The sequence below is a fragment of the Tenacibaculum sp. SDUM215027 genome, from assembly GCF_050566205.1.
Taxonomy (GTDB): Bacteria; Bacteroidota; Bacteroidia; order Flavobacteriales; family Flavobacteriaceae; genus Polaribacter.
The window spans coordinates 70228-92448 of sequence record NZ_JBNXUE010000001.1 but is presented as its reverse complement, the minus strand read 5'-3'; the positions used below and the strand labels follow the sequence as shown (position 1 = coordinate 92448).

Here is a 22221-nt window from a genome sequence, read left to right as displayed (position 1 = left end):
ACTTCAGTCGTGTCTTCTTCGTGATGACGGTTTGTCAAGATATATCCTACATCATTGAGAGGGGCGAAGCAATTTTTCCGTTAAAGTGTCCTAATTTTTTTTAAAAGATTTTAAGTAATTTATAGCTTAGGTTTTGAATAAATAATATTTCTTAAAACTCTAGGAGTGTCTTCTGAATCAATTTTCTCAAACATTTCATTGATTCCGTACTCTGAGTTAAAATCAGAAATAATTTCAGTACCTGCGATTCTGCCAAATTCAATATCATCTTCTGTAGCCGTTTGGTTAAAAACACAAAGCCATTGGATTTCTTTTTTTGTTTTTTTATCAAAGACTTGAAACCATTTCTTTTTAAGTGTTTTTAGTTCGACAGAAGCAGAGATTAAAGATTTTGGGATATGATTGTCTAAAGCGTGCTTAGCACTTTCTATTAAGAATTTATCTGTCATATGTTATACCTCTTTATAAACCTCCTCAAAAGGAACTCTAAAACGTTCTCCATACACTCCTTCGGGTTTGCGAATACCACATGACACAACCATGTTAATTTCTGAACCAAAAGGTAGCCCTAACAAGCGTTTTACACGCCAAGTATCAGAGCCTTCCATGGGGCAAGTGTCGTAACCTTTAGCAGCCATTGAGAGCATGAATGTTTGTGCTGCTAATCCACAGGTTTTATGAGCCACTACACGCATATCGCTATTGCGAACTTCACGATAAATAGGGCGGAAGATTCCTGTAATGAGAATTATTAAATATTTGAGATAACCAAAAATTCCGAAGACATCGAAATAGGTAAACGGAATCAGTTTTCCGTAGTAGTTACGTGCTACTTTTTCTCGACTTCGTTGCTCCGATTTCGGATTGTTTTTTCCAAACACTTTATCCATAAAAGCTAAGTTGGCTTTGGCTCGCTTGCGCCATAAATCTTTACGAACAACAAAAATTACCATTTGTTGAGCTGTTTTTGCAGCATTTTGATTAAAGCATAATGGAGCCATTTTTTTTATAATTTCCTTATCAGTGATATGATAAAACTCCCATAGTTGCATATTGCTACTTGTAGGAGCTAAACTCGCCTGTTCTAAACATTTTTTTACAATGGAAGTGTCTATCGGTTTTTTAGGGTCGTACACTCTTACCGAACGACGATAGTTAACAGCTTCTGATACGGTTTTTTCACTCATTTATTTGGGGTGTCTTGATTCTTATGTCTACTAATCTTTTGTCTAATAAAACTATCCTAATTTCATTAAGGTTTTTAATTGCTGAAGTTTTCCTTTGTAGGGTGCATATCTAGTAGGTACATCTAGCCAAGTCCCGCGAGAAACCACTCCTTTATGATGAGAAAAAGCATCAAAAGTTTGTTTTCCATGATAGCCACCAATACCACTTTCGCCCACACCACCAAAAGGCAAACGGTGATTTGCAAAATGTACAGTAGTGTCGTTTATCGTTCCTCCTCCAAACGAATAACGCTGAATCATTTTTTTAGCAAATGAATTTCGATTGGTAAATACATATAACGCCAAAGGTTTGTCGTATTTAGTAGTGATTTTTTCAATATCAGCTTCGTTTTCGTAAGAAATCAATGGAAAAATAGGTCCGAAAATCTCCCCTTTCATAACTTCACTATCCAAACTAGGTTCGTCGATTACAGTAGGAGCGATGTAACGATCATCTCTATCGGTTTGTCCGCCAATTACACAATTTTCATTTTCTAGCATCAAAGCTAAACGGTCAAAATTTCGAGTATTCACAATACGAGGGAAATCGGGAGAATTTTGCGGGTTTTCTCCATAGGCTCTAAAAATTTCTTCTTTAAACTGTTTTATAAATAGTTCCTTAACTGATTTGTGAATTAATAAATAATCAGGAGCAATACAGGTTTGTCCACCATTAATGAATTTTCCCCAGACTAAACGTTTTGCAGCTAATTTAATGTTTGCAGTTTTGTCAACAATACACGGACTTTTTCCGCCCAACTCCAAAGTAACAGGTGTTAAATAATTGGCAGCGGCTTTGGCTACAATTTTACCCACCGGAACACTCCCAGTAAAGAAAATATAATCCCAACGCTGTGCTAATAACTCAGTGGAAATATCTACGCCTCCTTCTATTACTGTAACGTGATTTTTATCAAAAACAGCTTCGATAATTTCCTTGGTAATTTTGCTTGTATTCGGTGTCAATTCCGAAGGTTTTAATACTACGGTGTTTCCAGCAGCAATAGCTCCTAATAAAGGTGCAAATGCTAGTTGATACGGATAATTCCAAGGAGCAATAATTAAAACTGTACCATAAGGTTCTTTATAGATTTTTGCTGATGATGGAAAGTTTAATAGAGATGGTAACACACGTTGAGGTTTGTTCCAAGCGTGAATGTTTTTTATAGCCATTTTTAATTCAGCTAACACGATAGAAGTTTCAGTCATCACAGCTTCGTATTCTGATTTTTTAAAATCATCATGCAACGCTTTGATAATATCTTGTTCTCTTGCAATAAGTTCTTTTTGTAGTTTTTTTAAAGCATTTTTTCTAAAGGAAATATCTTTGGTTTGTTGCGTAGCAAAATAGTCTTTTTGCGACTGAACCAATTCGGGAATATTCATAAGCTATAGGTCTTGTAGTTTTTTATTCATTATTGAAAACCATAATGGCGGAACCAGTGCAACTAGCATCATGCCAGGATATCCTGTTGGCATTTGAGGACTTTCAGGTAATGATTTTAGTAATTGATAATGTTTGCTTCCATTATAATGATGGTCGGAGTGACGTGATAAATTAAACAGCATTAACATGCCAATTCTATGATCTGAATTCCACGAGTGAGTTCTTTTTACACGCTCGTATCGTCCTTTTTCATTTTGTTTACGTAGTAGTCCGTAATGTTCTATATAGTTTACAGTCTCGAGTAATAAAATTCCAAAAACAGCAGCAATTATAAAAATGAGGAGTACTTTTAATCCGAGAAAAAAGAAAATTCCTCCTAATAAAGCAAAGTTACAAATCGTATATATGAGCATTCTGTTTTGAATGTGAAACCAGCTTCTGTCAGAACTCTTTAAGCGCTTACTTTCGGCTTCCCAAGCTTGGTGATAACTTTGAAAATGAGAGCGAACCCAGAAAAGATATATTACCTCATTTTTTCTTGCGGTGGCAGCATCTTTTGGTGTGGCTACATTAAGATGATGTCCAGCATTATGATAGGGTAAAAAATGTGTATCTAAAGAAGTTAATAATAAAATCTCGCCTAAAAATTGATCAAAACGATTGTTCCGATGACCTAATTCATGTCCTACGTTAATACCGATTACACCACATAGTAAGCCCATTGCTGAAATTCTTCCTACATATTCTATGGTAGTTAATTGTGTGTCTTTCATCATTGATAAAAACCACCCTAAGAAAAATAACTGAATAGGTACTGTTGCGTATAATATGTAAGTGTATAGGTTGTTTTCTTTTTCTTGCTCTTCTTGTTCTTTACTAAGGTTTTCTTTGTCTGGGCTGAAAAGTAGTTCAAGTAAGGGTACAAATCCAAAAAAAACTAGTAGAGGTAATAATGTTACCCATCCTTTACTAATAAACGAAATGTAGACAGTTACAGGAAGTATTAAAATTGCTAAAAATTTAAGAGCTTTCATCTTACGCGAAATTTGTCTAAATATACAAATTACAAGCAAGCATCCCAAACAGGATCAGAAGGAGTTGGGGCAGTGATTTTTATAAGTTCTTTACTTACTGGATGTGTGAATTCAATTTTTCGAGCGTGTAAATGAATACTTCCGTCTTTATTACTTCTTTTGGATCCGTATTTTAAGTCACCTTTAATAATAGCGCCAATGTTAGAAAGTTGTACGCGAATTTGATGATGACGACCTGTTTCTAAGTCTATCTCTAACAATGAATAATTATCTAGCTTTTTAAGTGTTTTATAATGAAGAATGGCTTTTTTGCTCCCTTCAGCTTCTTTAGTATAAGCAGTGGATTTATTATTCTTTGGATTCTTTTTTAAGTAGTTGATTAACGTGTCTTCCGCTTTTTGGGGTTGTTGTTGAACTACTGCCCAATAGGTTTTTTTAATCGTTTTGTCACGTAACATTTTGTTTAAACGTTCCAAAGCTTTTGAAGTTCGGGCATAGATAACAATACCCGAGGTAGGTCTGTCCAAACGATGAACAGTTCCCAAAAAAACATTTCCTGGTTTGTTATGTTTTTCTTTGATATATTCTTTAACTATGTCAGAAAGAGGTTTGTCGCCAGTTTTATCACCTTGTACAATATCACCGGCACGTTTGTTAACAACTATAATATGGTTGTCTTCATGTAAAACCTGCAAATTTTCTTTAGTAGAGTGCATAATAGGAGTTACCTTAAACTTAGTAGGAAGGTTTATTTGAAATTTGCTGCTACGTCCTCGTTTACTTGATCGATAAAGTTTAAAAACTCATCACGTCCCATTCCTGTAGAGGAAGAAGTAACAAAAGACATTGGTAATTCCTCCCAATAATTTAATAACTTTTTTTTGTAAGTAGTAATTTGTTTATTTAGTTTAGAGCTTCCAAGCTTATCGGCTTTGGTAAAAACGATACAAAACGGAATGCGGTTTTCACCCAAAAACTGCATGAACTCTAAATCTATTTTCTGTGGATCGTGGCGAGAATCAATTAAAACAAAAGTACAAACGAGTTGTTCACGTTCCTTAAAATAGTTTTCAATAAAATATTGAAAAATTGTTCGTTTCTTTTTTGAAACTTGTGCGTAACCATATCCGGGTAGATCTACTAAAAACCACTCATCGTTAATTTTAAAGTGATTGATAAGTTGTGTCTTTCCTGGTTTTCCAGAGATTTTAGCTAAATCTTTACGTTCCATTAACATATTAATTAATGAGGATTTACCAACATTAGAACGACCAATAAAAGCGTATTCAGGAATGCGTTCTTTTGGTGCGTTTATAACATTGCTGTTACTCATTACAAATTCAGCAGATTTTATTTTCATACTAATTAAGTTAGTTTAGCTGTTATATTTCTCGTTTAGAAAGCCAGTTTTCTAAAACTTCGTTAAACTCTTCTGGAGTTTCCATCATAGCTGCATGTCCACATTTGTCAATCCAGAATAAATCAGCATCAGGTAAGAGTTTTTTGAAATCTTCAGCTACTTCTGGTGGAGTAACGCTGTCTTGTTTTCCCCAAATTAAACAGGTAGGTTGTCCCATATTGGGTAAGTCTTTAGCCATGTTATGACGAATTGCACTTTTAGCAATAGCTAAAGTTCTAATTAGGGTATTTCTATCGTTAATAACATCATATACTTGATCAACAAGTTCGTCTGTAGCGATAGCCTTATCATAAAAAACATCTTGAGCTTTTTTTCTAACAAACTCTTTATCTCCTCTTTTAGGATAGCTGTCTCCCATAGAGTTTTCGTACAATCCTGAACTACCAGTTAAAACTAACGCTTTAACATCTTCAGAATAATGTTTTGTGTAATATAAAGCTATGTGTCCGCCTAAAGAATTTCCTAGTAAAGTAACATTTTTAAGTCCTTTGTATTCTATGAAATCATGTAAAAATTTGGCTAAATTCTTTACGTTAGTTTTAAGGAGAGGTAAGGTGTATAAGGGTAATTCTGGTATAAAAACTTGATATCCTTTTTTTGAAAGATGATTAAAAGTGGAGTCAAAATTACTTAAAGCTCCCATTAATCCGTGAAGGATGATAATTGGGCTTCCTTCACCTGCTTCAGCGTATGTAAATTTGTCTTCTTTCTTTAAAAATTCAGTCATATATGTTTCTGGTTTGACTTAACCACAAATGTAGTTCTTTTTTATCACTTTTTCATTTTTATTATTTCGTGTGTGGTGCTAGTGTAGAAGTCTTTTAGTATCAGTTTTTTAGCTAAAAAACCAAAACTTATTAACAAAGTGGTAAAAAGTGGTAAAAAGTGGTAAATATTTTTTATTTTTGATGCAAACTATAGTTTCTTTACGTGGTAAATTTAATTGGGACATATGAATGTAAGGTAGATGCTAAAGGAAGGTTGATGATGTCATCAGCGTTCAAGAAGCAGTTGTCTTCTGTGTTGCAAGAAGGTTTTGTGGTTAAACGCTCTGTGTTTCAGTCTTGTTTGGAGTTGTATCCGATGCAAGAGTGGAATTTGATGATGGCAAAAATCAACAAACTAAATCGATTTGTAAAGAAAAATAATGATTTTATCAGGAGGTTTACAGCTGGTGTAAAAGTAGTGGATGTGGATGCTTCTGGAAGGATATTGGTTCCGAAAGATTTATGTCAGTTCGCAGGAATTGAGAAGCAAGTAGTGCTTTCTTCTGCGGTGAATATTATTGAGATTTGGGATAAGGATAAGTACGAAAAAGTAATTGATGATGCTGTTGTTGATTTTGCTGATTTGGCAGAGGAGGTAATGGGTAATACGGAAGCAGATGAGTTATCATAATCCAGTTTTGTTAAAAGAAAGCGTAGATGCACTTAATATAAAAGAAGGTGGTGTGTATGTGGATGTGACCTTTGGAGGAGGAGGGCACTCTCGAGAAATATTAAGTCGTTTAGGAGAGAAAGGTAAGTTGTTCGCTTTTGATCAAGATCCGGATGCGCAGCAAAACAAAATTGATGATCCGCGTTTTGTGTTGATTGGTGAGAATTTTCGATTTATATCTAGGTTTTTACGCTTTTATGGTGTGAAGAAGGTTGATGGTGTATTGGCTGATTTAGGAGTGTCATCACATCAGTTTGATGAAGCGGAAAGAGGGTTTTCAACTCGTTTTGATGCGGATTTAGATATGCGAATGGATCAGAAATCTAATCTTTCAGGAAAAAAAATCATCAATACATATAGTGAGGAGAATTTAGCTGATGTCTTGTTTTTGTATGGGGAATTGCGAAACGCACGAACTTTAGCAAAAACTATTGTTGAAGCAAGAGTTGATAGAGAGGTTAAAACGAGCTTTGAGTTAAAAGAGGTGTTACAGAAGTTTCTTCCGAAAGCAAAAGAGCATAAAATATTAGCGCAAATTTTTCAGGCTATACGTATTGAAGTAAACCAAGAATTGGAAGTGTTGAAAGAGTTTTTACAGCAAATTCCAGATTTATTAAATGAAGAAGGAAGATTGAGTGTTATTTCATATCACTCGTTAGAAGATAGATTGGTGAAGAGGTTTATAAGGACGGGGTTGTTTACTGGGGAGCCAGAAAAAGATTTCTATGGTAACACTAGTGAGCCGCTTAAAAAAGTTGGTAAAATGATTATACCAACAAAAGAAGAAATAAAAGAAAATAACAGAGCACGAAGTGCGAAACTAAGAATAGCAACATTAAAGTAATGTCTAAAGTAAGAAAGAATATATACGATCTTTTAAGAGGTAGTTTCCTTACGGACGAAAGCTCGTTTAAAAACTGGCGAATTTTGATTTTTGTCGTGTTACTGTTGTTAATAATGATTTATAGTTCGCATAGTGCAGACGCAAAAGTAGTGCAAATAGCAGCGTTGAATAAGAAAAAAAGGGAGTTGCGGGCTGAAGATGTAGATACGAGTACTCAGCTAATGCGAATGAAGTTAGAAAGTAGTATTCGAGACAAAGTGAAAAATAAAGGGTTGTATCCTGCAAAAAAACCGCCCCAAAAAATTAAAGTAACATATAATAAAGAGTAATATAAAATGATAGTAAAAAAAGGCATATTAAACAAACTCTACGTGATTGTTGTTTTAATGACGCTTTTCTTTGTAGTTATCATTTTTAGACTTTTTAAACTCCAATATGTAGAAGGAGATAGGTATAGAAAGCTTTCCGAAGAAAAAAATATTAAAAACGATACTATTTTTGCGAATAGAGGTAATGTGTATGCGGCAGATGGGAATTTGTTAGCAACTTCTATGTCGAAATTTACCATTCGTATGGATGTGGTATCTGTAGATTCTGAGGTTTTTGAAAAAAATATCCGAGCGCTTTCTGAATCACTTTCTGGGTTATTAAGGAAACCAGCAAGTTATTATCAAAAGAAATTACGTAATGCAAAAAAACGTAGAAATCGTTATTTGTTAATAGCTCGTAATGTTGGTTATAATGATTATGTGAGAATGAAAAGCTTCCCGATTTTTAATCGAGGAGTATATCGAGGAGGTTTTATAGCGGAACAAAAAACAGTTCGTGTACATCCTATTGGTAAAATAGCAGAACGTACTATTGGTTACGACGATTACAGGGGAGGAGCAGGAATTGAAGGAGCTTTTGCTGATTATATGCAAGGGGAAAACGGTTGGCGTTTAAAGCAAAAGATAGCCAAAGGGCAATGGAAGCCTATAAATGATGTAAATGAGAAGGAGCCTATAGATGGTAGTGATGTAATTACTACAATAGATGTGAATATTCAAGATATTACACATCATGCTTTGTTGAGACAAATGGAGTATTTTGAAGCAGATCATGGTTGTGCTGTAGTGATGGAAGTAGAGACAGGAGAGATTAAAGCGATCTCTAATTTAGGAAAAACTTCTAAAGGGAAATATTACGAGAAAAGAAATTACGCTGTTTGGGAGAGCCATGAGCCTGGGTCAACTTTTAAGTTAGCTAGTTTAATGGTAGCGCTCGAAGATAAAGTTGCTGATACATCAACTGTTGTAGATTGTGAAAGAGGAAGAATTTATATTAATAATCGTAAAGTAGAAGATAGTAAAAGAGGAGGTTACGGAAAAATATCATTAGGAAGAGTGTTTGAGGTTTCTTCAAATGTTGGGATAGTAAAAATAATCCAGAAACATTACGATAAGAACCCGAAAAAATTTACCGAAAAAATTAAGTCGTTTGGTTTAGATCAATTAACAGGAGTTAAAATTAAAGGAGAAGGAAAGCCTTACATACCTGAACCTTCAGAAAAAAGTTGGAGTCCAATTTCATTAGAATGGATGGCTTGGGGGTATGGAGTTTCACTTACACCATTACAAACATTAGCATTTTACAACGCGGTTGCAAATGACGGGAAATTAGTGAAACCATACTTTGTTAAGGAATTGAGAGTTGGAGGTAAGGTAGAAGAAAGCTTTGGAACAGAAGTAGTAAAAGAAAAGATAGCATCACAAGAAACTATAGATAAAGTTAGAAAAGTGATGGAGAATACTATAAAATACGGAACAGGTAAAGGAATATATTCACCAAATTTTTCTATGGCAGGAAAAACAGGAACTGCGAAAAAATACATTCCAAGAACTAAGAATGCTAAAGGAGAATATGAAGGAGGATATTATTCAAATCAAAAATATGTAGCTTCTTTTGCAGGGTTTTTTCCAGCTGATGAACCTAAATATTCTTGTATTGTAATAGTTCATAGTCCCAAAAAAGAGAAAGGCTATTATGGGGCAACAGTAGCGGCTCCTATATTTAAGGAGATAGCTCAGAAAATTTATACTTCAACAGCTATTAATAATCAGTTTGTATCTGATGAAATTTCAGAAGAAGTTCTAGGAAAAGAGTATCAAGAATACTATCAAAAATTAAGAAAATATAAAACAATCATGCCGAAAGTAATAGGTATGAGTGGAATGGATGCAGTTGCGTTATTAGAGAATATGGGGTTGAAGGTTAAGTTTTCAGGAGTAGGAAAGGTAACGGAACAATCTGTAGATAGAGGAGTGAAAATCTCAAAAGGTGCAACGATATATTTAAAATTATCATAGTTGAAAAGATTAAAAGACATATTATATAAGGTAGCTGTAAAAGAAGTTTACGGAAATACAGATATTGCTATAGGGGCAATTCATTTTGATAGTAGACTGGTGGAGAGCGGAGATGTTTTTGTAGCTCAAAAAGGTGTAACAGTAGATGGACATCAGTTTATAGCGAAGGTAGTATCGTTAGGGGCTAAAGCTGTTGTTTGTGAGGTGATGCCGGATGGTAGAAATGAAGAAGTAACTTATATTAAAGTAGAAGATTCAAATGCTGCATTAGCAATAATAGCAGCAAATTATTATAACAACCCGTCAAAAAGCTTGCAATTAGTTGGAGTAACAGGAACAAATGGTAAAACTACAATTGCAAGCTTATTGTATCAACTATTCAAAAAAGCAGGATATAAAGTAGGGTTGTTGTCAACTGTGAGAGTAATGGTTGATGAAGAAGAATATAAAGCAACACATACAACACCAAATTCAGTAGTGATAAATGAATATTTATCAAAAATGGTTGAAGCAGGAGTTGACTATTGTTTTATGGAAGTAAGTTCTCACGGAATTCATCAAAAACGTACTGAAGGATTAGAATTTTCAGGGGGTGTGTTTACGAACTTATCTCACGATCATTTAGACTATCACGAAACATTTGCAGAATACCGTGATATAAAAAAAGCGTTTTTTGATTCATTACCAAAATCGGCATTTGCTTTAGTAAATATTGATGATAAGAATGGGCAAATAATGTTGCAAAACACAAAGGCAAATAAACAAACCTATGCGCTTAAAACAATCGGAGACTTTAAGGCAAAAGTGTTAGAAAAACGCCTTTCAGGAACCTTGTTAACAATCAATGGAGTAGAAGTTTGGACGAAGTTAATAGGGGAGTTTAATGCGTATAATTTGTTGGCTATTTATGGAGTAGCAGAGTTGTTAGGGCTTGAAAAAATAGAAATTTTACGAATTGTAAGTGAGTTAGAAAGTGTAAGTGGACGATTTCAGTATATAGTTTCTGATGAGGAAGTTACAGCTATAGTAGACTATGCACACACGCCAGATGCATTAAAAAATGTATTGCAAACAATTAATGATATCCGGACAGGAAATGAAACAGTGATTACAGTTGTAGGTTGTGGAGGAGATAGAGATGCAACGAAGCGTCCAAAAATGGCACTAATTGCTTCTCAGTTAAGTGATCAAGTTGTTTTTACTTCAGATAATCCTAGAACAGAAGATCCTCAGTCGATAATTGATGAAATGGAAACAGGTGTTACTGCAGAAAATTATAAAAAAACACTATCAATTGTAGATAGAAGACAAGCTATAAAAACAGCTTGTAAACTGGCAAAGTCAGGTGATATTGTACTTATTGCAGGAAAAGGACATGAAACCTATCAAGAAATAAATGGTGTTAGGCATCATTTTGATGATTTAGAAGAAGTAACCAACTATTTTAATCAACTAAAAAAACACTAACGAATGCTATATTATTTATTTCAATATTTAGAAAGTGAATTTAGCTTAACAGGGGCAAGTGTGTTTCAGTTTATCACATTTCGATCTGCGATGGCATTCATATTGTCTTTATTGATTTCAACTATTTTCGGTAAAAAAATCATCAACTATTTAAGAAGACAACAAGTTGGTGAAACAGTAAGAGATTTAGGTTTAGATGGACAAGTGCAAAAAGCAGGAACACCTACAATGGGAGGTGTAATTATAATCCTTGCAACATTAATTCCTGTACTATTCTTAGCTAAATTAGAGAATATATACATCATAATTCTATTGATAACAACTGTTTGGATGGGGCTTATTGGTTTTACTGATGATTATATAAAGGTCTTTAAAAAGGATAAAGCTGGCTTAAAAGGGAAGTTTAAGGTTTTAGGGCAAGTAGGACTTGGTGTAATCGTAGGTTCTATGTTATATTTTCATCCAGATGTAACTATAAAAGAACAACTACCAGTTTCAGAACAAGTTGTACAAGTAGACGGTAAAAAGAAAGTATTTGGAGAAGCTCATAAGTCAACAAAAACAACAGTTCCTTTTTTAAAGAATAATGAACTAGACTATGCAAAAGCATTAAGTTTTTTAGGAGATGGATACCAGAAATATGGATGGATAATCTTCATTTTTGTTACTGTTTTTATTGTTACAGGAGTTTCAAATGGGGCGAACTTAACAGATGGAATTGATGGTTTAGCAGCGGGTTCATCTGCAATTATGGTAATAACTCTGGCAATTTTCGCATGGGTGTCCGGTAATATCATTTTTGCAGATTATTTAGATGTGATGTATATCCCAAAGTCAGGAGAAATGACGGTGTTCATCTTTGCTTTTGCTGGAGCGTTAATAGGGTTTTTATGGTATAACACCTATCCAGCACAAGTATTTATGGGAGATACTGGGAGTTTAACCATTGGAGGGATTATAGCGGTAATAGCAATTGCCATAAGAAAAGAATTATTACTACCAGTTTTAGCAGGAATATTTGTGGTTGAAAACCTATCAGTAATACTACAGGTTTCGTGGTTTAAATACACAAAAAAGAAGTTTGGAGAAGGAAGACGAATTTTTAGAATGTCTCCTTTACACCATCATTACCAAAAACTAAATTATCATGAAAGTAAAATTGTAGTTCGTTTTTGGATTGTAGGAATCTTGTTAGCTGTATTTACCATAGTAACATTGAAGTTAAGATAAATGAAAAGATTAGTTGTGCTTGGAGGAGGAGAAAGTGGTGTAGGAACAGCACTTTTAGGAAAACAAAAAGGATATGACGTTTTTGTTTCTGATAAAGGAAGTATAGCAGGGCGATATAAAAAAGTTCTTTTACATAATTCAATCGATTTTGAAGAGAATCAGCATTCTGAAGATAAAATTTTAAATGCTGATGTGGTGATGAAAAGTCCAGGGATTCCAGAAAAAGTAGCTCTTGTGCAAAAGTTGGTTTTAAAAGGAATTAAAGTAATTTCTGAAATAGAATTTGCGTCAGAGTTTACGAATGCAACAATCGTAGGAGTTACGGGTTCAAACGGAAAAACAACCACAACTATGTTAATACATTATGTATTAAAAAAAGCAGGTTTAAATGTAGGAGTTGGAGGAAATATAGGAGATAGTTTCGCTGAACAAGTGGTTGATGATAAGTACGACGAATACGTGTTGGAGTTAAGTAGTTTTCAGCTGGATGGTATTGAAAATTTTAAACCACATATTGCTGTAATTACTAATATAACACCAGATCATTTAGATCGATATGAATATGAATTTGATAACTATATAAACTCAAAATTCAGAATTACAAAAAATCAAACAAAAGATGATTTTTTAATATACGATGCCGATGATGAAGCAATTCAAACTTGGTTAAGAAATAACAAAACAGAAGCAACGCTAGTACCATTTTCAATAGAGAAAGAATTGGAATACGGAGCTTTTTTAAGACAAGACACGATCATAATGAAATTTAATACAGAAGAAAAATTAATGAAGGTTTCTGAACTAACATTACAAGGAAAGCACAACACAAAAAACGCAATGGCTACATCAATGGCTGCAAGGTTGTTAAAAGTAAGAAAAGAAACAATTGCAGAAAGCCTATCTGATTTTGAAGGTGTAGAACACCGTTTAGAAAAAGTGCAAAAAGTAAATGGAATTGAATTCATTAACGATAGTAAAGCTACTAATGTAAATGCGGCTTTTTATGCGTTAGAGTGTATGGATAACCCAACAGTTTGGATTGTAGGAGGTGTAGATAAAGGGAATGATTATACTGACTTATTACCTCTAGTAAGAGAAAAAGTAAAAGCAATAGTTTGTTTAGGGTTAGATAATCAAAAAATTATAGACACTTTTGCTAATGTAGTAGATGTTATGGTGGAAACTGCTGGTGCAGAAGAAGCAGTAAAAGTAGCTTATAAAGTTGCACAAAGAGGAGATACGGTATTGTTGTCACCAGCGTGTGCTAGTTTCGATTTGTTTGAAAACTATGAAGATAGAGGAAGAAAGTTTAAAGAAGCTGTAAGAAATATATAATGTATAATAAAGATTGATGAAAAACATCTTTCGACATATAAAAGGTGACCGAGCCATTTGGGCTATAGTTGCAGTATTGGCAATATTTTCATTTATGCCAATATATAGTGCAAGTACCAATTTGGTGTACGTGGTTGGTAATGGATCTACTTTAGGGCATTTGGTAAAACACATTGTGTTACTAATTACAGGGTTTGCAGTAATTTATGGAGTACATAAAATTCCATATAGGTACTTCAGTGGAGGTTCCGTTTTAATGCTACCTGTAGTTGTCCTGTTATTGGTCTTTACTTTAGCGCAAGGAACCACAATTGGAGGGGCTAATGCGAGTAGGTGGATTCGCATTCCGTTTGTAGGAATCGGATTTCAAACCTCGACTTTAGCGGGCTTAGTATTAATGGTGTATGTTGCACGATACTTAGCAAAAAATAAAGAAAAAATAATTTCTTTTAAAGAGAGTTTATTACAGTTGTGGCTTCCGGTAGGCTTAGTGTTAGTGTTAATATTGCCAGCAAATTTTTCAACCACAGCTATGGTGTTCTTTATGATTTTAATGGTTTCGTTCATAGGAGGATATCCATTAAAATATATAGGTTATATATTAGGAATTGGACTTTTTGCCTTTTTGTTTTTTATATTAGTAGCTAAAGCATTTCCAGATGCAATGCCTAACCGTGTAAATACATGGAAAAGTAGAATTGAAAGTTTCTCCCAATCAGACGGAGAAGAAGATTATCAAGTAGAAAAAGCTAAAATAGCCATTGCAACAGGAGGTGTAATTGGAAAAGGACCAGGAAAAAGTGTACAGAAAAACTTTTTACCACAATCCTCATCTGATTTTATTTATGCAATTATTGTTGAAGAATACGGCTTTGCAGGTGCAATTGTGGTGATTTTTATTTACTTTTTACTACTCTTTAGAATTTTAATAACAGCTAAAAAGGCTACTACCATATTTGCTACTTTGTTGGTTGTAGGTGTGGGAATTCCCATTGTTTTTCAAGCAATGATTAACATGGCGGTAGCAGTGAATATTTTACCAGTAACAGGACAAACCCTTCCGTTAATCAGTAGTGGAGGTACCTCTATTTGGATGACATGTTTCGCATTAGGAATGATTTTAAGTGTGAGCGCTTCTAAAAACGAAACTGAAGAAACAATTTTAGATGATAACCCTTTAGATATTTTACATGAAACAATCGATTAATATCATAATAAGCGGTGGAGGTACAGGAGGTCATATTTATCCTGCAATAGCAATTGCTAACGAAATAAAAGTTCGTTACCCGGAAGCTAACATTTTGTTCGTAGGAGCAAAAGATAAAATGGAAATGGAAAAAGTTCCGCAAGCAGGATACGAAATTAAAGGATTGTGGATTTCAGGAATTCAAAGAAAGCTAACTCTAAAGAATTTAATGTTTCCATTTAAACTGTTAAGTAGTTTATGGAAAGCATATCGAATTATACGAAAATTTAAACCAAATGTAGCTGTTGGTACAGGAGGTTTTGCAAGCGGACCAACGCTAATGGTAGCTAATAGAAAAGGAATACCAACCTTAATACAAGAGCAAAATTCATATCCTGGAATAACCAATAGACTATTGGGGAAAAAAGCGCAGAAAATATGTGTTGCATACGATAATTTAGAACGTTTTTTCTCTGAAGATAAAATAGTAAAAACAGGAAACCCTGTTCGTCAAGACTTATTGTTTATCCATACAAAAATAGAAGAAGGTAAAGAGTTTTTTGAGTTAGATACATTTAAAAAAACAATTTTAATATTAGGAGGAAGTCTTGGAGCTCGTAAGATAAATCAGTTAGTTGAAGCAAATTTAGACTTCTTTAAAAAGCAAGGAGTTCAATTAATATGGCAATGCGGTAAGTTATATTTTGAAGAATATAAAAAGTATGATGAATTAGAGAATGTTCAAGTACATCAGTTTTTAAATAGAATGGATTTAGCTTATGCTGCTTCAGATTTTATTGTATCAAGAGCAGGAGCAAGTTCAGTATCAGAATTATGTATAGTAGGTAAACCAACTATTTTTATTCCTTCACCAAACGTAGCAGAAGATCATCAAACAAAAAATGCAAAATCTATTGCAGATAAACACGGAGCATTAGTAGTTAAAGAGAATGAACTAGATACCTTTCCTGTTGTGTTAGAAACCTTGTTGAAAGACAAAGGAAAACAAGAAAGTTTAAGTGAGAATATTAATGAGTTAGCGTTGCCAAATGCAACAAATCATATCGTTAACGAAATAGAAAAATTAATCAATTAGTGAATTTAAAAACGATACATAACGTTTATTTTATAGGTATTGGCGGAATAGGAATGAGCGCCATAGCACGATATTTTTCTGTCAATGGAAAAGTAGTTGCAGGGTATGATAAAACACCAACACCTATCACTAAAAGTTTAGAAGAAATAGGAGTAGAAGTCCATTTTGAAGACGCTGTAAAAAATATTCCTATTTCATTTTTAAATAAAGAAAAAACATTGGTGGTATATACACCAGCAGTTCCTAAAAATCATCAAGAATTAAATTATTTTATAGATAACGGATACACAGTTTTAAAAAGAGCAGAAGTGCTGGGAGAAATAACCAAGAGTACTTTTTGTTTAGCAGTGGCAGGAACTCACGGAAAAACAACAACATCTTCTATTTTAGGGCACATTATGCAGCCTGAAAAAGCTACGTCATTTTTAGGAGGAATTGCAGAAAATTACAATTCTAATTTAATTTTAGGAGAAGATAAAGTTTCGGTAGTTGAAGCAGACGAGTTTGATCGTTCGTTTTTAAAATTATCACCCAATATAGCTTGTGTAACCTCTATGGATGCTGATCACTTGGATATCTATGGAGAAAATGAATTATTACAACAGTCATTTAGAGATTTTGCAGGTAAAGTTTCTGATACTTTGATAGTAGCAAAAGGATTACCATTAAAAGGCTTAACATATGCTGTTGATGAGGAAGCTGACTATAAAGCCTATAACGTAAAAATAGAAGCAGGTAAATATGTTTTTGATGTAAAAACACCAACATCAGAAATTAAAAATATAACATTTCATTTACCAGGAAATCATAACATGATGAATGCTTTAGCAGCCCTAGCTATAGCAGATGTTTATGGAGTGTTGTTAGAGAAAATAAAAGTACAATTAGGGACTTTTAAAGGAGTACAGCGAAGATTTTCTTACAAAATAAAAACAGAAGATGTTGTGCTAATTGATGACTATGCACATCATCCAACCGAAATAAAAGCGGTAGCACAATCTGTTAGAGAAATGTATTCAAAAGAAAAAGTGTTGGCTGTATTTCAACCGCACTTGTTTAGTAGAACTAGAGACTTTGCAGATGATTTTGCAGAAGCATTATCGTTGTTTGATGAAGTACTTTTATTAGATATTTATCCAGCCAGAGAATTACCAATAAAAGGAGTTACCTCTAGTTGGTTGTTGGAAAAACTTACCATTGATACTAAAAAGCTAATATCAAAGGAAAAATTAAGTGACGAAATCATAAAATCTGAGTCAAAAATTGTAGCAATGTTAGGTGCAGGAGATATTGGCTTATTGGTTGATGAAGTAAAAGATAAATTAAAAGAGAAACACAAAAAATAGAATGAAAAAATTAGCAACATATCTGTCTTTTTTCTTGCTGCTGATGTTTTTGGTGTTTTTGTATGGTTTTACAACCAATAGAAATGGATCAAAAAAGGTAAAAAACACGGTGGTAGAGTTTGCCGCTGGAGATAATAACTTTTTGACACACAGTATGGTTGATAAATTGTTAATACAAAATAATGAATTTGTTAAAAACCAACCAAAAAGATTGGTAGATTTACACTTTCTAGAGGCTAATGTTTCGGCGAACCCGTATGTTGAGAAAACAGCTGTGTTTTTAACCGTAGATGGGGTGTTAAAAACTACCATAAAACAACGAACACCGATAGCTCGAATTGTTGATAAAGATAAGTCTTTTTATGTTGATAAGTATGGAGTAGAAATTCCATTATCAACAAATTTTTCAGCAAGAGTACCATTAGTTTTAGGAATAAGGGAGCCAGAAGAAATCAAAGAATTAACAACGTTAATAAAGAATATAAATAGTAATAGTTTTTTCGCTAAAGAAATTATTGCTATTAAAAAAGACCCCAAAAACGAATATACGTTTACAGTTCGTAGTGGTGATTATAAGATATTTTTTGGAGAGTTAACAGATGCTTCAATAAAGTTTAAAAAGCTAACAGCATTTTATAACAAAGCATTTACTGACAAAACCATTAATAATTATAAAGCGATAAATGTAAAATACCACAACCAAGTTGTGTGCACAAAACAAAATCAAGATGGAAAACAATAAAATTGCAGTTGGTTTAGATATTGGTACAACCAAGATTGTTGCCATGATTGGTCGTAGAAACGAATACGGAAAGCTTGAAGTTTTAGGTATTGGTAAAGCGAAAAGTTTAGGTGTAAAGCGTGGGGTGGTTAATAACATTACGCAAACAATACAATCTATTCAGCAAGCAGCAGAAGAAGCAGAAAGTATTTCAGGGTATAAAATAGAAAATGTTGTAGTAGGTATTGCAGGTCAGCATATACGTAGTCTACACCATAGTGACTACATAACAAGAGAAAAATCAGAAGAGGTAATTGATGCTAACGACATAGAAAACTTAGTTAGCCAAGTGCATAAACTTGTAATGTTACCAGGAGAAGAAATTATTCATGTATTACCACAAGAGTTTAAAGTAGACAGTCAGCCAGATATAAAAGAACCTATAGGGATGTACGGAGGAAGGCTGGAAGCAAATTTTCATGTAGTGGTGGGACAAGTTTCTTCTATTCGAAATGTAGGTAGATGTATTAAAAGTGCAGGATTGAATCTATCAGATATTACACTTGAACCTTTAGCATCAGCATCAGCAGTATTAAGTCAAGAGGAAAAAGAAGCAGGTGTAGCATTGATTGATATAGGTGGTGGAACTACAGATTTAGCAATATTCAAAGACGGAATTATTCGTCATACAGCAGTAATTCCTTTTGGAGGAAATGTAATAACTGAAGATATTAAAGAAGGTTGTTCGATAATTGAAAAACAAGCTGAATTATTAAAAATTAAGTTCGGTTCTGCATGGCCTGGAGAAAATAAAGAAACAGAAATAGTTTCAATTCCAGGGTTAAGAGGAAGAGAACCAAAAGAAATTACACTTAAAAATTTATCAAAAATAATTCATGCAAGAGTTCAAGAAATTATAGAGCATGTATATTTAGAAATTAAGAACTACGGACACGAAACTCAAAAAGGAAAATTAATTGCAGGTATTGTACTAACAGGAGGTGGAGCTCAATTAAAACATTTACGCCAGTTAGTAGAATATATTACCGGAATGGACGTTCGTATTGGATATCCAAATGAACACCTAGCAGGAGATTCAGATGAAGCATTATCGAGCCCAGCATTTGCAACTGCTGTAGGGTTGTTAATGGAAGGTTTGCAAAAGGAAACTGAAGAAAAAGTAGTTGTAGAAGAAGCACCAGAGGCGTTAGTAGAAGAAGCTATTGAGGAAGAAAACGAGATTATAGAAGAAGTCCAAGAAGAGAAGGAACACAAAGCGAAAAAATCTAAATCATTTTTTGACAAGTTTACTGAACGATTCAAAGAATTTTTAGATAACGCAGAGTAATTAGTATATATAAGAATACTCCTGATTAATCCCCTAAAAAGGAGTGTAAAATTGAATAAGAATTAATAAAAAAGAAAAGTTATTATGAGCGCAGAATTTGATAACATTTCATTCGACATGCCAAAAACACAATCGAATGCCATTAAAGTAATTGGTGTTGGTGGGGGAGGAAGCAACGCAGTAAACCACATGTATAGTAAGCAAATTCACGGAGTAGATTTCGTAATTTGTAACACTGACGCACAAGCATTAGAAAACAGTCCTATTCCTAATAAAGTTCAATTAGGAGCACATTTAACTTCAGGGTTAGGTGCAGGTGCGAATCCAGAAGTTGGAGCACAAGCAGCGGCTGAAAGTATACAAGAAATTCAACAAATGTTGAGCACACATACCAAAATGGTTTTTATTACCGCAGGTATGGGGGGAGGTACTGGTACAGGTGCGGCTCCAATCATTGCTAAAATAGCTAAAGACATGGATATTTTAACGGTAGGTATCGTTACAATGCCATTCCAGTTTGAAGGAAGAATGCGCTCAAAACAAGCTCAAAAGGGAATTGATGAGCTACGTAATAATGTAGATTCATTAATTGTTATCAACAATAATAAACTGCGCGAAGTTTATGGTAACTTAGGGTTTAAAGCAGGATTCTCTAAAGCAGACGAAGTATTAGCAACGGCAGCAAAAGGTATAGCAGAGGTAATTACACATCACTACAAACAAAATATCGATTTACACGATGCAAAAACGGTATTGTCAAATAGTGGTACAGCAATTATGGGGTCTGCAAAAGAAACTGGAGCAAACAGAGCTAAAAATGCCATTGTAAAAGCATTAGATTCACCATTATTAAACGATAATAAAATTACAGGAGCTAAAAATGTATTATTATTAATCGTTTCTGGAGGAAATGAAGTTACATTAGATGAAATAGGTGAAATCAATGATTATATCCAAGATGAAGCAGGTTACGACGCCAATATTATTATGGGTATTGGAGAAGATGAGTCATTAGAAGATGGAATAGCAGTAACAATTGTAGCTACGGGTTTCGCCGCTGATCAGCAAGGAAATATTACCAATACGGAAGTAAAAAAAATAGTTCATACTTTAGAAGATGAACAAAAGGCAACTTATAATTTTAGTGATCAGAAAGTACAAACGTCTCCAGCAATAAATGAGCCGATAAAAAACAAGCCATCAAATAAAGTTGTTCATGTTTTAGAGGAAGAAAAACCTGAGCCAAAATCAGAAATTATCCCTACAACTGAAGCTATAAAAAATATTAATGTAGTATATGATGAAATTGAAATAGAAACTGTTTCTGAAGATGATTTTATTATTACAAATATAGCTGAACCTAAAGTTGAAGAAAGAGAAGTAAAACAGCAACCAACACAACAAGATTTGTTGTTTGATTTGCCGTTAAACTCTTACGAAGAAATAAAACCAGCCTCTCATTTAGTTGAAACCACTAATGAGATTGAAAATATAGAAGTTAAAGCTGAAGAAGTAAAGTACCATAAAGTTGAGAAACGATATGTGTTAGATGATTTTAGTGCACAGCCAACAATTGGAAAAAGCTCTACTCCAATAATTAAAGATGAGATAGAAGAAGAATTACAGTTTGAGGTAAAGTCGAAAACACAAGAAGAAATCAATAATATTGAAGCATCGAGTGAAGAAGTATCTCCTTTAAGTTTAACAATTTCTGAGTTGCAACAAAGAGCACAAGAAAGACGTGATAAAATGAAAGGATTTAACTACAAATTTAACGATCAAGTAAGTAAAAATATTGATGATATAGAACGTCAACCAGCTTACAAAAGATTAGGAGTTGATATTGATGCCGGATCAGATATTAGTAAGTCAGATACAGCATTAAATACAGACAATAACGATTTATTACGCTCTAATAACTCGTTTTTACACGATAATGTAGATTAATAAAAGAATAACACTTATTTTTAAAATCCCGATTTATCGGGATTTTTTAATACTTTAAAATATAAATTATGAGTTTGCAAAAACAGGTAATGGATAAAATGAAAGAAGCTATGAAGTCTAAAGACACTGTAGCTTTAACCGCTTTAAGAGCATTGAAATCAGCTTTTATGTTAGTAAATACTGAAGCTGGAGCAGGAGAATTATCCGAAGCAGAAGAGTTAAAGATCATTCAAAAACAAGTAAAACAACGTAAAGACAGTGCTATGGTGTTTGCAGAACAAGGTCGTAACGATTTAGCAGAACCAGAATTAGCTGAAGCAGCTATTTTAGAGCAGTTTTTACCAGAAGCTTTAAGTGAAGAGGAAATAGGGAAAATTGTAGAAAAAACAATAGCAGACGTGGGTGCTGAAGGAATGAAAGACATGGGAAAAGTCATGGGAATTGTTTCTAAGCAATTGGCAGGAAAGGCTGACGGAAAAACTATTTCAGCAATTGTAAAAGCTAAATTAGCTTAATAAGATTTACAGACTCAGTAGTTCAACTGGATAGAACATCAGATTTCGGCTCTGAGGGTTAGGGGTTCGAATCCTCTCTGGGTCGCTAAAACATTGATTACAAGTTAAAGGTAATCTAGAGTATTCTCGAAAAAGTACTCTAGATTACCAAACTTAATTAACTTAAAAAAAATTCTCGGTTTATTTTTACCCACATCTTTAACGGATGTCATCTTTACAGGTAGTTTTCCAAAATCTATTTCATATTCGGATTAAAGAACATTGCTAATTGCTCAAACGTTGGGTGAATTTGGTTTAGAGAACTTATATAAAAAACATAACAGCTCATATTTGA

Annotated in this window: 21 protein-coding genes and 1 tRNA gene; 15 read left to right on the top strand and 7 right to left on the bottom strand. The window is 33.7% G+C overall.

The window, feature by feature from the left end:
• Positions 1-119: 119 nt before the first annotated feature.
• From ACQYZ7_RS00485 to ACQYZ7_RS00455, 7 genes are read right to left on the bottom strand one after another with little or no spacing between them, the layout of a single operon-like run.
• Positions 120-449, bottom strand: coding sequence for a hypothetical protein (locus ACQYZ7_RS00485; protein ID WP_430727862.1), 330 nt, complete (start codon positions 447-449; stop codon positions 120-122).
• Positions 450-452: 3 nt separating this feature from the next.
• Positions 453-1187 carry a nitroreductase family protein gene (locus ACQYZ7_RS00480; RefSeq protein ID WP_430727861.1) on the bottom strand — a complete coding sequence of 245 codons (735 nt, stop codon included), beginning with the start codon at positions 1185-1187 and terminating at the stop codon, positions 453-455.
• A gap of 51 nt (positions 1188-1238) precedes the next feature.
• Positions 1239-2612 carry an aldehyde dehydrogenase gene (locus tag ACQYZ7_RS00475; protein WP_430727860.1) on the bottom strand — a complete coding sequence of 458 codons (1374 nt, stop codon included), beginning with the start codon at positions 2610-2612 and terminating at the stop codon, positions 1239-1241.
• A gap of 3 nt (positions 2613-2615) precedes the next feature.
• Positions 2616-3647: an alkane 1-monooxygenase gene (locus ACQYZ7_RS00470; RefSeq protein ID WP_430727859.1), complete on the bottom strand. Its 1032-nt coding sequence runs from the start codon at positions 3645-3647 to the stop codon at positions 2616-2618.
• A gap of 29 nt (positions 3648-3676) precedes the next feature.
• Positions 3677-4363: an RluA family pseudouridine synthase gene (locus ACQYZ7_RS00465; protein WP_430727858.1), complete on the bottom strand. Its 687-nt coding sequence runs from the start codon at positions 4361-4363 to the stop codon at positions 3677-3679.
• Positions 4364-4395: 32 nt separating this feature from the next.
• Positions 4396-5007 (bottom strand): ribosome biogenesis GTP-binding protein YihA/YsxC, encoded by a 612-nt coding sequence (yihA, locus tag ACQYZ7_RS00460; protein ID WP_430727857.1) that lies wholly within the window; start codon positions 5005-5007, stop codon positions 4396-4398.
• Positions 5008-5029: 22 nt separating this feature from the next.
• On the bottom strand, positions 5030-5794 hold the full coding sequence (locus tag ACQYZ7_RS00455) for an alpha/beta fold hydrolase (protein WP_430727856.1): 765 nt from the start codon (positions 5792-5794) through the stop codon (positions 5030-5032).
• Positions 5795-5997: 203 nt separating this feature from the next.
• Between ACQYZ7_RS00455 and mraZ the strand changes: the two genes are divergently transcribed.
• The 15 genes from mraZ (at position 5998) to ACQYZ7_RS00380 (ending at position 21972) form a co-directional block, all read left to right on the top strand.
• Positions 5998-6465: a division/cell wall cluster transcriptional repressor MraZ gene (gene mraZ / locus ACQYZ7_RS00450; RefSeq protein ID WP_430727855.1), complete on the top strand. Its 468-nt coding sequence runs from the start codon at positions 5998-6000 to the stop codon at positions 6463-6465.
• Positions 6452-7348: a 16S rRNA (cytosine(1402)-N(4))-methyltransferase RsmH gene (rsmH, locus tag ACQYZ7_RS00445; RefSeq protein ID WP_430727854.1), complete on the top strand. Its 897-nt coding sequence runs from the start codon at positions 6452-6454 to the stop codon at positions 7346-7348. The genes mraZ and rsmH overlap by 14 nt, the downstream gene beginning before the upstream one ends.
• Positions 7348-7677, top strand: coding sequence for an FtsL-like putative cell division protein (locus ACQYZ7_RS00440; RefSeq protein ID WP_430727853.1), 330 nt, complete (start codon positions 7348-7350; stop codon positions 7675-7677). The genes rsmH and ACQYZ7_RS00440 overlap by 1 nt, the downstream gene beginning before the upstream one ends.
• 6 nt (positions 7678-7683) lie before the next feature.
• Positions 7684-9696 (top strand): penicillin-binding protein, encoded by a 2013-nt coding sequence (locus ACQYZ7_RS00435; RefSeq protein WP_430727852.1) that lies wholly within the window; start codon positions 7684-7686, stop codon positions 9694-9696.
• On the top strand, positions 9697-11163 hold the full coding sequence (locus tag ACQYZ7_RS00430; RefSeq protein WP_430727851.1) for a UDP-N-acetylmuramoyl-L-alanyl-D-glutamate--2,6-diaminopimelate ligase: 1467 nt from the start codon (positions 9697-9699) through the stop codon (positions 11161-11163).
• A 3-nt stretch (positions 11164-11166) separates the two neighbouring features.
• Positions 11167-12393: a phospho-N-acetylmuramoyl-pentapeptide-transferase gene (gene mraY, locus ACQYZ7_RS00425; protein WP_430727850.1), complete on the top strand. Its 1227-nt coding sequence runs from the start codon at positions 11167-11169 to the stop codon at positions 12391-12393.
• Positions 12394-13728, top strand: a complete 1335-nt coding sequence (murD, locus tag ACQYZ7_RS00420; RefSeq protein WP_430727849.1) for a UDP-N-acetylmuramoyl-L-alanine--D-glutamate ligase — start codon at positions 12394-12396, stop codon at positions 13726-13728.
• A 16-nt stretch (positions 13729-13744) separates the two neighbouring features.
• A complete protein-coding gene (locus tag ACQYZ7_RS00415; protein ID WP_430727848.1) occupies positions 13745-14935 on the top strand; it encodes an FtsW/RodA/SpoVE family cell cycle protein in 1191 nt (396 codons plus the stop codon).
• The gene (gene murG, locus ACQYZ7_RS00410; protein WP_430727847.1) at positions 14919-16010 is read left to right on the top strand and encodes an undecaprenyldiphospho-muramoylpentapeptide beta-N-acetylglucosaminyltransferase; all 1092 of its coding nucleotides are present in this window, start codon (positions 14919-14921) and stop codon (positions 16008-16010) included. Before ACQYZ7_RS00415 ends, murG begins: the two co-directional genes overlap by 17 nt.
• Positions 16010-17356, top strand: a complete 1347-nt coding sequence (gene murC / locus ACQYZ7_RS00405) for a UDP-N-acetylmuramate--L-alanine ligase (protein WP_430727846.1) — start codon at positions 16010-16012, stop codon at positions 17354-17356. Before murG ends, murC begins: the two co-directional genes overlap by 1 nt.
• A gap of 1 nt (position 17357) precedes the next feature.
• Positions 17358-18098 carry a cell division protein FtsQ/DivIB gene (locus tag ACQYZ7_RS00400; protein WP_430727845.1) on the top strand — a complete coding sequence of 247 codons (741 nt, stop codon included), beginning with the start codon at positions 17358-17360 and terminating at the stop codon, positions 18096-18098.
• On the top strand, positions 18085-19425 hold the full coding sequence (gene ftsA / locus ACQYZ7_RS00395) for a cell division protein FtsA (RefSeq protein WP_430727844.1): 1341 nt from the start codon (positions 18085-18087) through the stop codon (positions 19423-19425). The genes ACQYZ7_RS00400 and ftsA overlap by 14 nt, the downstream gene beginning before the upstream one ends.
• Positions 19426-19509: 84 nt before the next feature.
• A complete protein-coding gene (gene ftsZ, locus ACQYZ7_RS00390; protein ID WP_430727843.1) occupies positions 19510-21372 on the top strand; it encodes a cell division protein FtsZ in 1863 nt (620 codons plus the stop codon).
• 68 nt (positions 21373-21440) lie between these two features.
• Positions 21441-21887, top strand: coding sequence for a GatB/YqeY domain-containing protein (locus tag ACQYZ7_RS00385; RefSeq protein WP_430727842.1), 447 nt, complete (start codon positions 21441-21443; stop codon positions 21885-21887).
• Between the two features lie 11 nt (positions 21888-21898).
• Positions 21899-21972: transfer RNA gene (locus tag ACQYZ7_RS00380), tRNA-Arg, on the top strand.
• Positions 21973-22221 lie beyond the last annotated feature (249 nt).

Excerpts from the sequence above, each read along its gene's own strand:
- ACQYZ7_RS00465 (WP_430727858.1), bottom strand. The coding sequence starts at position 4,363 with ATGCACTCTACTAAAGAAAATTTGCAGGTTTTACATGAAGACAACCAT.
- ftsA (WP_430727844.1), top strand. The coding sequence starts at position 18,085 with ATGGAAAACAATAAAATTGCAGTTGGTTTAGATATTGGTACAACCAAG.
- ACQYZ7_RS00385 (WP_430727842.1), top strand. The coding sequence starts at position 21,441 with ATGAGTTTGCAAAAACAGGTAATGGATAAAATGAAAGAAGCTATGAAG.
- rsmH (WP_430727854.1), top strand. The coding sequence starts at position 6,452 with ATGAGTTATCATAATCCAGTTTTGTTAAAAGAAAGCGTAGATGCACTT.
- mraY (WP_430727850.1), top strand. The coding sequence starts at position 11,167 with ATGCTATATTATTTATTTCAATATTTAGAAAGTGAATTTAGCTTAACA.
- ACQYZ7_RS00480 (WP_430727861.1), bottom strand. The coding sequence starts at position 1,187 with ATGAGTGAAAAAACCGTATCAGAAGCTGTTAACTATCGTCGTTCGGTA.
- ACQYZ7_RS00415 (WP_430727848.1), top strand. The coding sequence starts at position 13,745 with ATGAAAAACATCTTTCGACATATAAAAGGTGACCGAGCCATTTGGGCT.
- yihA (WP_430727857.1), bottom strand. The coding sequence starts at position 5,007 with ATGAAAATAAAATCTGCTGAATTTGTAATGAGTAACAGCAATGTTATA.
- ACQYZ7_RS00475 (WP_430727860.1), bottom strand. The coding sequence starts at position 2,612 with ATGAATATTCCCGAATTGGTTCAGTCGCAAAAAGACTATTTTGCTACG.
- ACQYZ7_RS00470 (WP_430727859.1), bottom strand. The coding sequence starts at position 3,647 with ATGAAAGCTCTTAAATTTTTAGCAATTTTAATACTTCCTGTAACTGTC.
- ACQYZ7_RS00485 (WP_430727862.1), bottom strand. The coding sequence starts at position 449 with ATGACAGATAAATTCTTAATAGAAAGTGCTAAGCACGCTTTAGACAAT.
- ACQYZ7_RS00435 (WP_430727852.1), top strand. The coding sequence starts at position 7,684 with ATGATAGTAAAAAAAGGCATATTAAACAAACTCTACGTGATTGTTGTT.
- ACQYZ7_RS00400 (WP_430727845.1), top strand. The coding sequence starts at position 17,358 with ATGAAAAAATTAGCAACATATCTGTCTTTTTTCTTGCTGCTGATGTTT.
- murD (WP_430727849.1), top strand. The coding sequence starts at position 12,394 with ATGAAAAGATTAGTTGTGCTTGGAGGAGGAGAAAGTGGTGTAGGAACA.
- ACQYZ7_RS00455 (WP_430727856.1), bottom strand. The coding sequence starts at position 5,794 with ATGACTGAATTTTTAAAGAAAGAAGACAAATTTACATACGCTGAAGCA.
- ACQYZ7_RS00440 (WP_430727853.1), top strand. The coding sequence starts at position 7,348 with ATGTCTAAAGTAAGAAAGAATATATACGATCTTTTAAGAGGTAGTTTC.
- ftsZ (WP_430727843.1), top strand. The coding sequence starts at position 19,510 with ATGAGCGCAGAATTTGATAACATTTCATTCGACATGCCAAAAACACAA.
- murG (WP_430727847.1), top strand. The coding sequence starts at position 14,919 with ATGAAACAATCGATTAATATCATAATAAGCGGTGGAGGTACAGGAGGT.